At 62.7% G+C, this 14093-nt stretch carries 17 protein-coding genes; 11 read left to right on the plus strand and 6 right to left on the minus strand.

The window, feature by feature from the left end; translation table 11 throughout:
- Nucleotides 1-6: 6 nt before the first annotated feature.
- Together HH213_RS01075 and HH213_RS01080 are read left to right on the plus strand one after the other, a co-directional pair.
- Nucleotides 7-981, plus strand: a complete 975-nt coding sequence (locus tag HH213_RS01075) for a nucleoside hydrolase (RefSeq protein ID WP_169110221.1) — start codon at nt 7-9, stop codon at nt 979-981.
- A gap of 3 nt (nt 982-984) precedes the next feature.
- Nucleotides 985-1329: a translation initiation factor Sui1 gene (locus tag HH213_RS01080; protein ID WP_169110223.1), complete on the plus strand. Its 345-nt coding sequence runs from the start codon at nt 985-987 to the stop codon at nt 1327-1329.
- On the opposite strand, the gene HH213_RS01085 is transcribed toward HH213_RS01080, so the two are convergent.
- The gene (locus tag HH213_RS01085; protein ID WP_229263243.1) at nt 1326-1895 is read right to left on the minus strand and encodes an isochorismatase family protein; all 570 of its coding nucleotides are present in this window, start codon (nt 1893-1895) and stop codon (nt 1326-1328) included. The two genes, HH213_RS01080 and HH213_RS01085, sit on opposite strands and share 4 nt — an antisense overlap.
- Nucleotides 1896-2040: 145 nt before the next feature.
- Here HH213_RS01085 and HH213_RS01090 point away from each other — a divergent pair, with 145 nt between their 5' ends.
- A complete protein-coding gene (locus HH213_RS01090; protein ID WP_169110227.1) occupies nt 2041-2994 on the plus strand; it encodes a GlxA family transcriptional regulator in 954 nt (317 codons plus the stop codon).
- Here HH213_RS01090 and HH213_RS01095 read toward each other — a convergent pair whose 3' ends face one another.
- Both HH213_RS01095 and HH213_RS01100 read right to left on the minus strand, forming a co-directional pair.
- On the minus strand, nt 2995-4254 hold the full coding sequence (locus HH213_RS01095) for a DEAD/DEAH box helicase (protein ID WP_169110229.1): 1260 nt from the start codon (nt 4252-4254) through the stop codon (nt 2995-2997).
- Between the two features lie 42 nt (nt 4255-4296).
- A complete protein-coding gene (locus HH213_RS01100; RefSeq protein WP_169110231.1) occupies nt 4297-4674 on the minus strand; it encodes a hypothetical protein in 378 nt (125 codons plus the stop codon).
- Nucleotides 4675-4740: 66 nt separating this feature from the next.
- Between HH213_RS01100 and HH213_RS01105 the strand changes: the two genes are divergently transcribed.
- On the plus strand, nt 4741-5733 hold the full coding sequence (locus HH213_RS01105) for a dipeptidase (RefSeq protein WP_169110233.1): 993 nt from the start codon (nt 4741-4743) through the stop codon (nt 5731-5733).
- A gap of 12 nt (nt 5734-5745) precedes the next feature.
- Here HH213_RS01105 and HH213_RS01110 read toward each other — a convergent pair whose 3' ends face one another.
- A complete protein-coding gene (locus tag HH213_RS01110) occupies nt 5746-6351 on the minus strand; it encodes a TetR/AcrR family transcriptional regulator (RefSeq protein ID WP_229263244.1) in 606 nt (201 codons plus the stop codon).
- 57 nt (nt 6352-6408) lie between these two features.
- Between HH213_RS01110 and HH213_RS01115 the strand changes: the two genes are divergently transcribed.
- Nucleotides 6409-6963: an isochorismatase family protein gene (locus HH213_RS01115; RefSeq protein ID WP_174864378.1), complete on the plus strand. Its 555-nt coding sequence runs from the start codon at nt 6409-6411 to the stop codon at nt 6961-6963.
- On the opposite strand, the gene HH213_RS01120 is transcribed toward HH213_RS01115, so the two are convergent.
- Nucleotides 6869-7327: a hypothetical protein gene (locus tag HH213_RS01120; protein ID WP_229263245.1), complete on the minus strand. Its 459-nt coding sequence runs from the start codon at nt 7325-7327 to the stop codon at nt 6869-6871. The two genes, HH213_RS01115 and HH213_RS01120, sit on opposite strands and share 95 nt — an antisense overlap.
- 78 nt (nt 7328-7405) lie before the next feature.
- Here HH213_RS01120 and HH213_RS01125 point away from each other — a divergent pair, with 78 nt between their 5' ends.
- Complete coding sequence (locus tag HH213_RS01125) at nt 7406-7774, plus strand: MerR family transcriptional regulator (RefSeq protein ID WP_169110237.1); 369 nt, start codon at nt 7406-7408, stop codon at nt 7772-7774.
- Here the strand turns inward: HH213_RS01125 and HH213_RS01130 are convergent.
- The gene (locus tag HH213_RS01130) at nt 7767-9584 is read right to left on the minus strand and encodes a DUF4153 domain-containing protein (protein ID WP_169110239.1); all 1818 of its coding nucleotides are present in this window, start codon (nt 9582-9584) and stop codon (nt 7767-7769) included. The two genes, HH213_RS01125 and HH213_RS01130, sit on opposite strands and share 8 nt — an antisense overlap.
- Before the next feature lie 88 nt (nt 9585-9672).
- Here HH213_RS01130 and dapC point away from each other — a divergent pair, with 88 nt between their 5' ends.
- Genes dapC through HH213_RS01155 form a run of 5 tightly spaced genes read left to right on the plus strand, consistent with a single transcriptional unit; the run spans nt 9673 to nt 14051 of the window.
- Nucleotides 9673-10884: a succinyldiaminopimelate transaminase gene (gene dapC, locus HH213_RS01135; protein ID WP_169110241.1), complete on the plus strand. Its 1212-nt coding sequence runs from the start codon at nt 9673-9675 to the stop codon at nt 10882-10884.
- A 10-nt stretch (nt 10885-10894) separates the two neighbouring features.
- Nucleotides 10895-11722: a 2,3,4,5-tetrahydropyridine-2,6-dicarboxylate N-succinyltransferase gene (dapD, locus tag HH213_RS01140; RefSeq protein WP_110848862.1), complete on the plus strand. Its 828-nt coding sequence runs from the start codon at nt 10895-10897 to the stop codon at nt 11720-11722.
- Nucleotides 11723-11746: 24 nt separating this feature from the next.
- Nucleotides 11747-12889, plus strand: coding sequence for a PilT/PilU family type 4a pilus ATPase (locus HH213_RS01145; RefSeq protein ID WP_169110243.1), 1143 nt, complete (start codon nt 11747-11749; stop codon nt 12887-12889).
- Nucleotides 12890-12900: 11 nt separating this feature from the next.
- Nucleotides 12901-13452, plus strand: coding sequence for a glutathione peroxidase (locus tag HH213_RS01150; protein ID WP_169110244.1), 552 nt, complete (start codon nt 12901-12903; stop codon nt 13450-13452).
- 41 nt (nt 13453-13493) lie between these two features.
- Nucleotides 13494-14051, plus strand: a complete 558-nt coding sequence (locus tag HH213_RS01155; RefSeq protein WP_169110246.1) for an RNA 2'-phosphotransferase — start codon at nt 13494-13496, stop codon at nt 14049-14051.
- Nucleotides 14052-14093: the final 42 nt, after the last annotated feature.

Below are 14093 nucleotides of genomic sequence, written 5' to 3' on the forward strand. Positions count from 1 at the left end.
ATTTACATGGCTTATAACCTTGCCCGGCCGCTGCGCGGGCTGCTCACCGTGCTTGCGCTGTCCTGCGCGATGCTGGGTGTTCCTACGCAGGCGGCCGCGCCGCAAAAAGTCATCGTCGACATGGACATCGGCGACGACATCGACGACGCCTTCGCTCTCGGTCTGCTGCTGCAAAGCCCGGAGATCGAGATTGTCGGCATCACCACCGCCTGGGGCGACACCGCATTACGCGCGCAACTGGTGGAACGCATACTGCGCGAAACGGGCCACAGCCAGATCCCGGTCGCACAAGGCGTCCGCACCACCAACAACCCGCAGCCTTTCACGCAAGCGCGCTACGCCCAGCGCGGCAAAGTGCTGCCGCCAGTGGACGCCATCGGTTTCATGCTGGACCAGATCAAGCGCCAGCCGGGCCAAATCACGCTGGTGGCCCTTGGCCCGCTGACCAACATTGGCGCAGCTATCGACCGCGACGCCGCCACCTTCGGCAAACTCAAACAGGTGGTGATGATGGGCGGCTCGGTGCGAAGCGGATACCGCAAATCGCAATACGTGCCATCACGCCCGGCCGACAAGGAATACAACATCGTCTCCGACATCGCCGGCGCGCAAAAGCTGTTCACCGCCGGCGTGCCGATCGTGATGATGCCGGTCGACTCCACGCAAATTCGCCTGGATGAAGTGGAGCGTAATGCGCTGCTGGGCCACGGTTCGGCGATCACCGACCAACTGGCGCTGCTCTATCACCAATGGATCGACGCCTACCAGCCATGGTCCAGCAATATGCCGTCGCTGTTTGACGTGGTGCCGGTGGCGTGGATGCTCGATCCCGCCGTCTGCCACCTCACGCCGCTGCGCATTGTGGTGGACAAGGACGGCTACACCCGCGAACAGGCGGGCAAGCCGAACGCGCAGGTCTGCCTGACCTCGGACCAGAAGCGCTTCTTCGATATCTTCATGCCTCGACTGTTGAAGTACTAAGCCATGGCGCTCGTCTACTCCACCGAAACGGGCCGCATGTGCCCTGACTGCCGCAAGCCGATGACCGACTGCGACTGCAAAAGCGCCGCCAAGGCCAGGCCGGCCGGCGACGGCAATGTGCGCGTGTCGCGCGAATCCAAGGGACGCGGCGGCAAGACCGTCACGCTGGTGCGCGGCCTGCCGCTGGATGCCGACGCGCTGGCCGCATTGGGCAAGCAGTTGCGCAGCACCTGTGGCTCCGGCGGCACCGTCAAGGACGGCGTGCTCGAAATCCAGGGCGACCATTGCGAACGCGTGATGGCCGAACTGACTAAGCTTGGCCACAAGCCCAAACGCGTAGGCGGTTAGTCCGCAGCCTGTCCAGCCTGGGCGCGCTGGACCGACAGGTAGATATTGTCGCACTCCAGCGCCTTGCCTTCGCCCACTGCGGCGATCCACTCTTCCGTGCTACCGACGGCGGCAAAGCCGGAGTGGAACACCGTGCTGAATACGCGGTGTATCTCCTCCGCGCTGGCCTTGCCGGCCGCGTTCTCATACGACGGCGAGCCGCTGGCGTCGGCCAAAAATTCCACCGTCAGTCCCTTGTGCGCGGCTTCGTAGGTAGTGGCGGCATCGCAGTTATGCGTCATGTAGCCGACGATAGTCAGCGTATCGACGCCATGCTCCGTCAGCCACTCCGCCAGGCCGGTGCCGGTGAACACACTGGCATAGCTCTTGTTGACGTGATGGCTGGCCAGACGCTTCGTTACTTCGTCATGCAGCTGCCAGCCCGCTGATCCCTTGGCGAAAATCGGCGACTGCTCCGGCGCATCGTGTTGCACCACCACCACCGGGATATCGGCGGCATAGGCCGCATCCATCGCCCGCGTGATATTCGGCAGCGTCACGTCCACTGGCGGATATTCAATTTTCATATTCCCGCTGAAGTATTCATTTTGCACATCAATGACAATCAAGGCTCGGCGCATCATATTCTCCCTTTGGTTAATGAGGCTATTTTGCGCCTTGCCGCGCCTTGCCGACAGCGGCCCGAAGGCACACATGCGATATAATCGGGCCATGAACGCGCCAATTGCAAAACGTCACCGCATCGCCGTCATCGCCTTTGACGGCATCACGCCCTTTCACCTGTCGGTACCCGGCATGGTGTTTCGCGACGCCGCGTTCGACCTCAAAATCTGCTCGGCCGATCCATCGCCGCTGCGCACCACCGGTGGTTTCGATATCAGCGTCCAGCATGGACTACAAATACTCAGCCGCGCCGACATCGTGATCCTGCCGACCTGGCATGACGACTGCCGGCCAGCGCCAGCCGCGCTGTTGGAAGCGCTGGAACGCGCCCACAAGCGCGGCGCCCGCATCGTCGGCCTGTGCCTGGGCGCCTTCCCGCTGGCGGAGGCAGGCTTGCTAGATGGACGAACGGCCACCACCCACTGGGCCTATGCCGATGCGCTGGCCGAGCGCCATCCCGCCGTCGTGGTGGACCGCGGAGTGCTGTATGTGGATGATGATGTGCTGACCTCCGCCGGTGTGGCGGCGGGCCTGGACTGCTGCCTGCATCTGCTGCGCCAGCTGTGCGGCGCCGATGCGGCAAACCAGGTGGCGCGACAGTTGGTGGTGGCGCCGCATCGTCAGGGCGGACAGGCGCAATTCATCGAGCGCCCGGTGCCGGTGAGCGGCAGCGACGACCGCTTTGCGCAGGTGCTGGACTGGGTCAACCGCCATCTGGCCGACAACCACAGCATCGACGCACTGGCCGCGCGCGCCGCCATGAGCCGCCGTAATTTCACCCGCCACTTCCGCGACGCCACCGGCACCTCGTTCAAGCAATGGCTGTTGAATCAGCGCGTGGCGCACGCCCAGCGGCTGCTGGAAAGCAGCGACGCCTCGATTGAACTGGTGGCGCAGGAAGCCGGCTTCGGTTCGGCGCTATCGCTGCGCCAGCACTTTCGCGCAGTGCTGCTCACTTCACCGTCCGACTACCGCCGCCAGTTCCGCGCTGGCGCCGGCTGATTATTCGCCTGACTCGCCGGCGGTAGCGGCGGCGGCTTCACGCAGCTTGTCCTTCTTGCTCTTGCGTTTGCCCTTGATGCCGCCGTTTTCCACGTCGGTGACGGCGCTGACCGGCGCCGCCGTTTCCGTCTGCTCGAAACCGGAAATAGTCTCGCGTGGCACGCGCTGTTCCTGACGCTTCTCGATCAGGCGGAAATGCGGCTCCGATTCCGCCGTCACAAAGCTGATCGCCACGCCGCTCTCGCCCGCGCGGCCGGTGCGGCCGATGCGGTGCGTGTAGTCGACGGCGGAACGCGGCAAGTCGTAGTTGACCACCGCCGGCAAGCGCGCGATGTCGATGCCGCGCGCCGCCACGTCAGTCGCCACCAGCACTTGCAGATAGCCGGAGCGGAAATCGGTCAACGTCTGCGTGCGCGCACCCTGGCTCAACTCACCGTGGAAGGACGCAGCATGAATGCCGTTGCGATTCAATTTATCCGCCACGTGATCGGCTGCATATTTGGTGGCGACGAACACCATCACGCCGCGCCATTTGTGTTGCTGAATCAGATGCTTGAGCAGCATGGTACGGCGCGGCACGTCGACCGCAATCGCGCGCTGCACGATATCCGGCTTGCTGGACGGCTCGGACAGCACTTCGATGCGCGACGGCTGATGCAGGATGCCGTCGGCCAGCTTCTGCACCGCCGGGGGAAAGGTGGCGGAGAAAAACAGGTTCTGGCGCTGCTTGGGGAGCAAGTCCAAAATGCGGTTCAATTCCTCGCTGAAGCCCAGGTCCAGCAGGCGGTCCGCCTCGTCTAGCACCAGCATCGACACGCGCGAGATCTTCAGCGCGTTGTGGTCGATCAGGTCGAGCAGGCGGCCCGGCGTGGCGACCACGATGTCGGCGCCGCCGCGCAGCGCCATCATCTGCGGGTTGATCGAGACGCCGCCGAACACGATGGCGACTTTGACAGGCATGTTTAGATGCGACACCAGCTTGCGGATCGACTCGCCCACCTGCACCGCCAGTTCGCGCGTCGGCACCAGCACAAGGCCATGCAGCTGGCGCGGACCGTCGCGGTTGTCCAGCAGCGATTGCAGCAGCGGCAGCGCGAAGGCGGCCGTCTTGCCGGAGCCGGTTTGCGCGGCGCCTAGCACGTCCTCGCCACGCAGGATGGCGGGAATCGCGGCGGTTTGAATGGCGGTCGGCTCCTGGTAGCCGATCTCGGTGATGGCGTTGAGCAGGGAGGGAGCAAGGCCCAGTGTGGAAAAAGACATATCGGCCTAATTTAAACAAATCAGCCGACAGTATAAAGCATGCTAGTTGCACACCCCGCGCAAGGCGGCGACGGCGATGAACGGCAGCGCCAGATAGCCACCAAGGAAAAAAGTCGGCTGCCGCTTCAGGCCTTCCGAGTGCAGGCAGTCCGGCACCTTGGCTTCGTTAAAGGCTGCGGTCATGATGTCCGACTTGGCGACGCTGAATGCCGGCGTACTTTGCAGCAGCGGTGGTGGCGGTGGCTCGGCCGCCATCGCTTCTGCCACCGCTTTTCTGATGCCCGGATCGGCGCGGTCGGCGATGACCTTGACCTGCTGCGGCGAGGCGGCTGCGTCGAGGTACGGGTCCTTCTTGGCGTCTTCCGCATGCGCGCCGGCGCACAGCAACAGCATCCACATCCAACCCGATAAACGCATCATTTCCTCGCTCTCGATCGACTCCATGCATTATTATGCAGAATAGCCATTTTGACAAAGAAAACCACCATGATCAATTGGGATGCCCATGCCTGCTTGCCCCAGCACCCGCTGGCGGACTTCACACCCGTGCGCCGGCTGCATGCCGCCGGCGTCAATTATGTGTCGCTCAACGTGGGCGCAGACATGAATCCGCTGTCGCAAGTGATGTCTGTGATCGCCGGCTACCGCGCCACCATCGCCGCCGATCCGGAACGTTACGCGCTGGTCTCCAGCGTGGACGACATCATCCAGGCCGCCGCCGACGGCCGCATGGCGATCAGCTTCGACCTGGAAGGCGCGCTGCCGCTGATGGAGCAGCCGGACATGGTGGCGCTATATGCGCAACTGGGCGTGCGCCAGATCCACTTTGCCTACAACCGCAATAACAGCGTGGCGGACGGCTGCCATGACATCCCGCGCGGCCTGACGCCGCTGGGCCAGCGCATGGTGGAAGCGGTCAATGAGAACGGCATCCTGATGGACTGCTCGCACACCGGGCGCCTATGCAGCCTGGAGATCATGAACGCCTCCTCGCAGCCGGTGATCTTCAGCCACGCCAATCCGTACACGCTGGTGCAGCATGGCCGCAACGTCACCGATGAACAGATCCGCGCCTGCGCGGCGACCGGCGGCGTGGTGTGCGTGTCCGGCCTGTCGTTCTTCCTCGGCAGCGCGCAGCCGGACGCCAACGACGTGGCGCGCCACGTGGCCTACATTGCGGACCTGGTGGGCGTCCGCCATGCGGGAATTGGCTTGGATATCTGCTTCCAGCAGCCCGGCCTGGACGAAACGCCGCCCGGCGATTTCAACCCGGAGCACTGGTGGCCCGCGTCCGCCGGCTACAGCGCCGACAAGCCGCCCAGCTTCACGCCGCCGGAAGTATGGCGCGAACTGCCGGCCGCATTGCGCCGCGCCGGCATGAGCGAGACCGAAGCGGAGCTGGTCCTGGGCCGCAACATGATGCGTGTCGCGCAGCAGGTCTGGGGCACGTCCGAAGCGGCGCTGGCCAAAGCTGCCTGATTTGCCCTCTGATTATTTGTGCAGGCGGAGTTTCAGGTAGGCCTGCAAGGCCATCTTGAATTCCGCCACCAGTTCGCGGCGCTCGGCAGCACTGGCTTGCGCGTACAGCGGATTCAATCCCTTCACGATTTGCAGCGCCACATTGGCGGTGCGCAGCGCGTCCTCCTCCTCCATCTGCGGATTTTTCTGCCTTAACACCGCGCCGAATTGCGCCCGCAAACGCTGCCGCGCATCGGCGCTGCGCTGGTAGCCCAGTGTGGCGTTCAGCAGCGTGAAATAGGCCGGGTGCTCGTCGAAGAAACCGATCATCAAATCGAACACCCGGTCCGCCAGCGCATTCACGCTCAGGTGGGCGGCATCGGTTGTAAGGCCGCTCCAGCGCTGCGCCATGTCTTCGCCATACTGTTCACGCAGCGCGCGGGCCAGCGTCAGCTTGTTGGGAAAGTATTGATACAGCGCGCCGATAGACGAGCCGGAACGCTCGGCGATGGCGGTCATGGTGGCGGCGTCGAAGCCGAATTCGGCAAAGACAGCGGCGGCGGCATCCAGCATGGCGGCCATGCGCTGCTCGCCGCGCAACTGCTGCGGCTTGCGCCGTTTTTGATTATCTGAGGACATCCTCACATTATAGGCTACAATATATGAGGACACCCTCATATTAAAGGAGCGCACACCATGGAAACGACCGCACTGGTATTAATCGATCTTCAACATAGCAACGTGGCGCGCACGCTGGCGCCGCATTCCGCGCAGCAGGTAGTGGAAAACAGCGCGCGGCTGGCGCACGCTGTGCGCACCAAGGGCGGCACGGTGGTCTACGTGCGCGTGCTGGTCAACGAACTGCGGCCGCAGCCGGCCGACGTATCGGTGAGCCGCGATCCATCCGCCCCACCGCTGCCGCCACAGGCGTGGGAGATTGTCGACGCCGCCGGCATGCAGCCGGGCGACATCGTCATCGACAAGCGCCAGTGGGGCGCCTTTCACGGCACCTCGCTGGACCAGCAACTGCGCCGGCGCGGCATCAAGACCATCATCCTCGGCGGCATTGCCACCAACTTCGGCGTGGAATCCACCGCACGCGCGGCGCAAGACCTGGGCTACGCGCTGATGTTCGCGGAAGACGCCATGTCCAGCCTCACGGCGGAGATGCACCAGTTCCCCGTGCAGGCCATCTTCCCGATTCTTGGTCACGTCCGCTCGACGGAGGAGCTACTGGCAACCATTGGATAACGCCCCACGCCAGCTCCGGCGCGATGAATAGCCACAGCAATGGCGCGCCGGTGGCGGCTAGTGCCCAGATCATCCAGGCGGTAAACAGCAGCCGCGCGACGCCGTCGAAGCGTCCGTAGCGCGGCTGCGGGTCGCTGATGCGCAGCGCCGCCCACACCAGCACCACGCTGCCCAGCAGGCAGGCGAACAATACATGGAACGGCATGAAGGCTGGCAGCGCGGCGCCGCCGAGCGCCTGGTTGATGCCGTCCAGCTGCGCGTGCGCGTAGGCGAAACTCCACGGCGTGGCAAATGGCGCGGTGACCAGCAGGTCATAAATGGCGCTACCGAGGACAATGCGGCGGTAGTTGGTGGATGTCAGCATGAGCTCTCCCTATGAATGATGGAGCCATGCTAAAGGCTGGAGTACACTCCAGGGTCAAGCGACATTGGAGACTTTCAGATGCAGATCGGCGAAATCGCCAGCGCCACGGGGCTGAGCCGCGACACCTTGCGCTTCTATGAGAAGCGCGGCCTGCTGCGCGCGCGCCGCAGCGCCAACGGTTACCGCGACTATCCGCCGGAAGCGGTGGACTGGCTACGCTACATCAAACTGGCGCAAACGCTGGGCTTTACGCTGGCCGAAATCGAGGCCGACCTGCCGCTGCTGGCCGAACCGGATGCCGCCGGACCGCAATTGCGCGCGGCGCTGGAACGCAAGCTGGCCGATATCGACCAGCGCATTAATGGCCTGCGCCTGCTGCGCGGCGAATTGGCACGCCGCCTCGGAGACGACATGCAGGCCTGCCCCCTGCAAGGCGCGGCTACTTGATCTTCGAGCAGTCCTCTTCGGGTGTGTCGCTGATTTCAAATTCCACGCGCCGGCCGCCGACATTGAGGTCTTTGTAAGGCCGGTCGATCAGATTGAATTCGCCTTTGCGCAGCTTTTCTATGACTGCTTTGCAGGCGGTGTCGCGGTAGCTCATGGTGGCGACCACAGTCCAGTTACCGTCAGCACCCGCTGCGAACAGGCGGCCCAGGTTTGCATACGACCTGGCCACCAGCAGCACCTGCTGCTTGCCGTCGCCGCCAGCGTCGAGAATGAAGGCGTCGCATTTTCCGTCCTTGATGGTCAGGCAGTCCGGCTTGCGGTCGTCGGGCATCGCGTCCCACTTCTGCGCCACAAAACTAGCCGGCAGCTGTGCGCCAGCGGGCCACACGATCATATTGGCGGCGACCGACACCGGCGCGGTTGATCGCACCGGCGGCTGCCAGCGCTGTTTGAGGCTCAATGCCTGCGCGGCGGTGGCTTCGCGCAGCAACAGTGCGGCGTCCGGACCGGCGCTGCGTTTCAGCTCTTCCAGCGCCGCCTGCCCGTATCGGCCGCCCTCGAAGCGCAGATAGCGAAAATCGAACTTGGCGGCGACGATCTTGCCCTTGGCCAGCCGCGCCATCTGGCTATTGACGCCGATACGTGCCGGGTCGGCAATCGGCGTAAACAGGGCAAGCAGCACCGCCAGCACCAGGAACGAGGTGAAGATATTCACCACCGCCAGCGGCCGCAGCCAGGTGTCGTACTGGTACGCCGCCCACAGGTAACCGATGGCGTAGCTGCTGGCCACCAGCAGGCTCGCGGCCGCGATTACCCGATCCGAGGTCCAGCCATACTGCACCACCCGCAGCCCCAGTGCGTAAATGCCGACCATGATGATCGGCAGGATCAGGATCGCGGCCATGCGCGCGCTCACTCGCAGTGGCAAGGCAACCACCGCCTGGCCGTTCTGGAAGGCGGCATTGACCAGCACCAGCAGCACCGCCGCGGTGAACAGCAATACGGAAGTGGCGTGACGCGTCTCCCACAGCGCGGTCAGACCGGTGAAAGGCAGCGTGCACAGAAACCCGGTCACCAGCACCACGGCCACCGGCAAGATCCACGACATCAGCACCAGCAGCAAGGTGCGGATGCCGCGCACGATCGACGGCCGCACGTCCGTTACATGCATCGCGCAGGAGAAGGCGGTGCAGCTTATCGGCACGTTGAACCATGATTCTTCCAGCAATTTGTGTAAAAAATTCAGCTTCACCAGCATGAACAGGCTGGCGCCCATGTACAACACCAGGAACACCGCGCCGACGAAGAAGGCGGAGAACAGCAGCTGTATCGCCAGTTTCCACGCCACTTCAAAATATGTGTTGTAGCTGGCGATGCGCTTGCCGTCCTGCGCGCCGGCCATCACCAGCGCGTGGGCGATGAAGAAAAACACACAGCTAAAGACCACCAGCAGCATCGACGGCGAACCAATCGGCTTGTCGTTCCAGTTGGACAGGAAGGAATAGCTGTTCGTCCCGCGCCACACATCGTGCAGCGCCAGCACCAGCAGCACAGCCAGCGCCGCCAGCAACCAGGCAGCCGCCTGGCGCGGCGCCAGATGGCCAAGGCTGGAGACCAGCAATACCGGCACTATCAGCAGCACGGTCAGCAGCGGCGCCATCAGGTACGGCGCGGTGGCCGGCCAAGCCACATCGCGGCTGGCGGCGTATAGCCAATACAGCAGCAGTCCCTGCACCAGCCCCACCGCCAGCCGCGCCGCCATCACCTTGCGGCTGACCTGCGCCTCCAGCGCGATCTCGTTGTGTTCCATCTTTTCCGTCCAATGATGATGAATCCGATTATTTTAACAATTTAGCATGGATGACCGGGCAGGCGTGGAGGCGCTATAATCAAAGACTATGAATCCACTTCTCGACAAGCTGCATCCCTACCCGTTCGAAAAACTGCGTCTGCTGTTTGAGCAGGTTACGCCCGCCCCCGAGTACAAGGCCATCAGCCTTGGCATGGGTGAACCCAAGCATCCGACGCCCAAGTTCATCGAGCAGGCGCTGGCCGACAACCTGTCCGGTCTGGCCGTCTATCCCACCACCATCGGTTCGCCCGAGATGCGCGCCGCCATCGCCGGCTGGCTGGAACGCCGCTACAACCTGCCCAAGCTGAATCCCGCCACCCAGGTGCTGCCGGTGAACGGCTCGCGCGAGGCGCTGTTTGCGCTGGCCCAGGCGGTGATCGACAAGGACGCCAAATCGCTGGTGGTCAGCCCGAATCCGTTCTACCAGATCTATGAAGGCGCGGCCTACCTGGCCGGCGCCGAGCCGTACTTCATCAATTCCGACCCGGCGCGCAACTTCGGCTGCGACTACGACAGTATTCCGGCCGAGGTATGGCAGCGTGTGGCGCTGCTGTTCGTCTGCTCGCCGGGCAACCCGACCGGCGCCGTGCTGTCGCTGACCGACTGGGAAAACCTGTTCGCGCTGTCGGAACGCTACAACTTCATCATCGCCGCCGACGAGTGCTATTCCGAGATCTATCAAGGCGAACCGCCGCTGGGCGCGATGGAAGCGGCGCATCAACTGGGCCTGGCGACCATCGACAAACCGTATGCGCGCCTGGTGGTGTTCAGCAGCCTGTCCAAGCGCTCCAACGTGCCGGGCATGCGCTCGGGCTTCGTGGCCGGCGACGCCGACGTGCTAAAAAAATTCCTGTTGTACCGCACCTATCACGGCGGCGCCATGAGCCTCTCCGTGCAGGCTGCGTCGATCGCGGCGTGGAACGACGAAACCCATGTCGAACAAAACCGCGAACAATACCGCGCCAAGTTTAACGCCATCACGCCTTTGCTGAAGGAAGTGCTGGATGTCGAACTGCCGGACGCCGGCTTCTACCTGTGGGCTGACGTCAGCCGCACCGGCCTGTCCGACACCGAATTCGCCCAGCGCCTGTACGCCGAATATAATGTCACCGTACTGCCGGGCAGCTATCTGGCGCGCGAAGCGCATGGCGTCAATCCCGGCCGCAACCGCATCCGCATGGCGCTGGTCGCCGAAACGGCGGAAGGTCTGGAAGCGGCCCAGCGCATCGTCCAATTCTGCAAGTCCCTTAATAAATAAAGAGTCCATCATGAGCCAACAACTCCAGAACATCATCGAAACCGCCTGGGAAGACCGCGCGAACATCAACCCGTCCAACGGCGCCGCCGAACTGCGCGAAGCAGTCAACCACGTGCTGGCTGGCCTGGACGCTGGCACCATTCGCGTAGCCGACAAAGCCACCGGCGCCTGGGTAGTCAACCAGTGGGTCAAGAAGGCCGTGCTGCTGTCGTTCCGCCTGGAGAACAACGTGGTCCTGCCATCGGACGGCACCATGCAGTTCTACGACAAGGTGCCGACCAAGTTCGCCAACTACACCGCTGACGATTTCGCCAAAGGCGGCTTCCGCGTGGTGCCGCCAGCCGTGGCGCGTCGTGGTTCCTTCATCGCCAAGAACGTGGTGCTGATGCCGTCGTACGTCAACATCGGCGCCTACGTCGATGAAGGCGCAATGGTCGACACCTGGGCCACCGTCGGTTCGTGCGCGCAGATTGGCAAGAACGTCCACCTGTCGGGCGGCGTCGGCATCGGCGGCGTGCTGGAACCAATGCAGGCCAATCCGACCATCATCGAAGACAACTGCTTCATCGGCGCCCGTTCGGAAATCGTCGAAGGCGTGATCGTCGAAGAGAACTCGGTGATCTCGATGGGCGTGTACATCGGCCAGTCGACCAAGATCTACGACCGCGCCACCGGCGAAGTGACCTACGGCCGCGTGCCTTCGGGTTCGGTGGTGGTATCGGGTTCGCTGCCATCGGAAGACGGCAAGTACTCGCTGTACTGCGCGGTGATCGTCAAGCGCGTTGATGCGCAGACCCGCTCCAAAACCAGCATCAACGAACTGCTGCGCGGCGTTTAATGTAGTACAAACCGGAGATTCGCCATGGCCATGGACCGCCTGTTCCAGCTGATGAAGGAAAAAAACGCGTCGGACATGTTCTTCGCGGTGAACTCTCCGGTTCACATCAAGATCAACGGTAACCTCATCCCGATCAACCAGCAAAAGCTGGAGCCGGAAAACATCCATGCCCTGCTGGCGGAAATCGCCACGCCGGAGCAGATGGACGAACTGGCTGACACCAATGAATTGAATATGGGCGTGTCGGTGCCGAACCTGGGCCGCTTCCGCCTGTCGGCGTTCAAACAGCGCGGCAGCATTTCCGCCGTGTTCCGTTTTGTGCCCGCCACCATCCCGCTGCTGGCCGATTTGCAGCTGCCGCCGGTGCTGGCGGACCTGATCATGGAAAAGCGCGGCCTGCTGCTGCTGGTGGGCGCCACCGGCTCGGGCAAATCGACCACCATCGCCTCGATGCTGGATCACCGCAACGACCTGCGCTCCGGCCATATCCTGACGCTGGAAGATCCGATCGAGTACCTGTTCCGCAACAAGAAATCCATCGTCAACCAGCGCGAGATCGGCAGCGACGCCAAAGATTTTTCGACCGCGTTGCGCAACTCGATGCGCCAGGCGCCGGACTGCATTCTGATCGGCGAGATCCGCGACAAGGAAACCATGGCGGCGGCGCTGGCCTATGCGCAGTCGGGCCACCTGGTGCTGGCGACGCTACACGCCAACAACAGCTACAACGCGCTGAATCGCATCATCAGCTTCTATCCGATCGAGAATCGCCCTGCCCTGCTGCAGGATCTGTCGAGCGCCATCAAGGCGATTGTGTCGCAGCGGCTGGTGCGCTCGGTCAACGGCGGCACGCGTTCGGCGGCGGTGGAGGTGATGGTCAATACGCGCTATATCTCGGACTTGATCGAGAAAGGCGAAATCGGCCAGATCAAAGAAGCGATGGAGAAGAGTCTGTCACCCGGTTCGCAATCGTTCGAGCAATCGCTGCTCAAGCTGGTGCAAGATGGGCTGATCAGCCAGGACGAAGCGCTGGCCAACGCCGATTCGGCCACCAATCTGCTGTGGCTAATAAATAACGGCCCGGACAGCAAAACCGCCCAGGCCGAACCGGAGGCCAAGCCGCCCACCAGCGAAGCCTCCTTCACCGAATTCACCCTGAATACTTGATTGAGGTCCATATGAGCCAACCTGTCTACGACATTCCATTGCGCCGCATTGACGGCGAAGAGACCAGCATGGGTGCCTATCGCGGCAAAGTCGTGCTGGTGGTGAACGTGGCCTCCGCCTGCGGCCTGACGCCGCAGTACGAAGGTCTGGAAAAGCTGTACGAGGAAAAGCAGGCCCAGGGCCTGGTGGTGGCGGGCTTCCCAGCCAACGAATTCGGCGCACAGGAGCCGGGCACCAACGAAGAAATCGCCGCCTTCTGCACTAGCAAATTCAGCGTCAAGTTTCCGCTGTTTGAGAAGATCGTTGTCAAGGGTCCGGGCCAGCATCCGCTGTACCAGCGCCTGATCGAGGAACAGCCGCAGGCGCAGGAAAAGCCGGGCAGCGACTTCCGCGCCAAGCTGGCCGGTTACGGCATCAAACAGGACAACCCGACCGACGTGCTGTGGAACTTTGAGAAATTCCTGATCAGTAAAGACGGCAAGGTTGTCGGCCGCTTCGCGCCGGACACCACCACCGACGACGCCTTGCTGAAGGAAGCGATCGAACGCGAACTGCGCGCCTGATTGACGCGGCGGCGGATTGCATACTCAACACCAAAAATTTCATGAGTAAAAAGCAGCTGGGACATAGCAGCAAATTCCTATCGCTGATATTGCGGCATGCGCCCGAAACGATAGGCATCCAACTGGATAACAACGGCTGGGTGAGCATTTCGGCGCTGCTGAAACAGGCGGCGAAACATGATCATTCGATCAACCGTGCCAAGTTGGACGAGATTGTGGCAACGAGCGACAAGAAGCGCTTCGCCGTCAGCGACGATGGCCTGTCGATCCGAGCAAATCAGGGCCACTCCATCGCTAGCATCGACCTGGCCTTGCCGCCGGAGACACCACCCACCATCCTCTATCACGGCACGGCCAGCCGGTTCATTAATTCAATCAAGGCCGACGGACTGCGTGCAGGCTCGCGCAACCATGTCCATTTGTCGCTGAACCAGGAAACCGCAACTGCGGTCGGTTCGCGCCACGGCAAACCGGTCATCCTGCAAATCCGGGCCCAGGCGATGCAACAACATGGTCATTTGTTCTACATTTCCGATAACGGCGTCTGGCTAACCGCTGCGGTTCCAGTGGACTTCATTGACTTTCCCGCTGCCGTTTAAGCAGACTACAACTATCAGGCCGGGCGTGAGCCATGGTATCCT

It is taken from the genome of Duganella dendranthematis, assembly GCF_012849375.1.
GTDB lineage: Bacteria > Pseudomonadota > Gammaproteobacteria > Burkholderiales > Burkholderiaceae_D > Rugamonas > Rugamonas dendranthematis.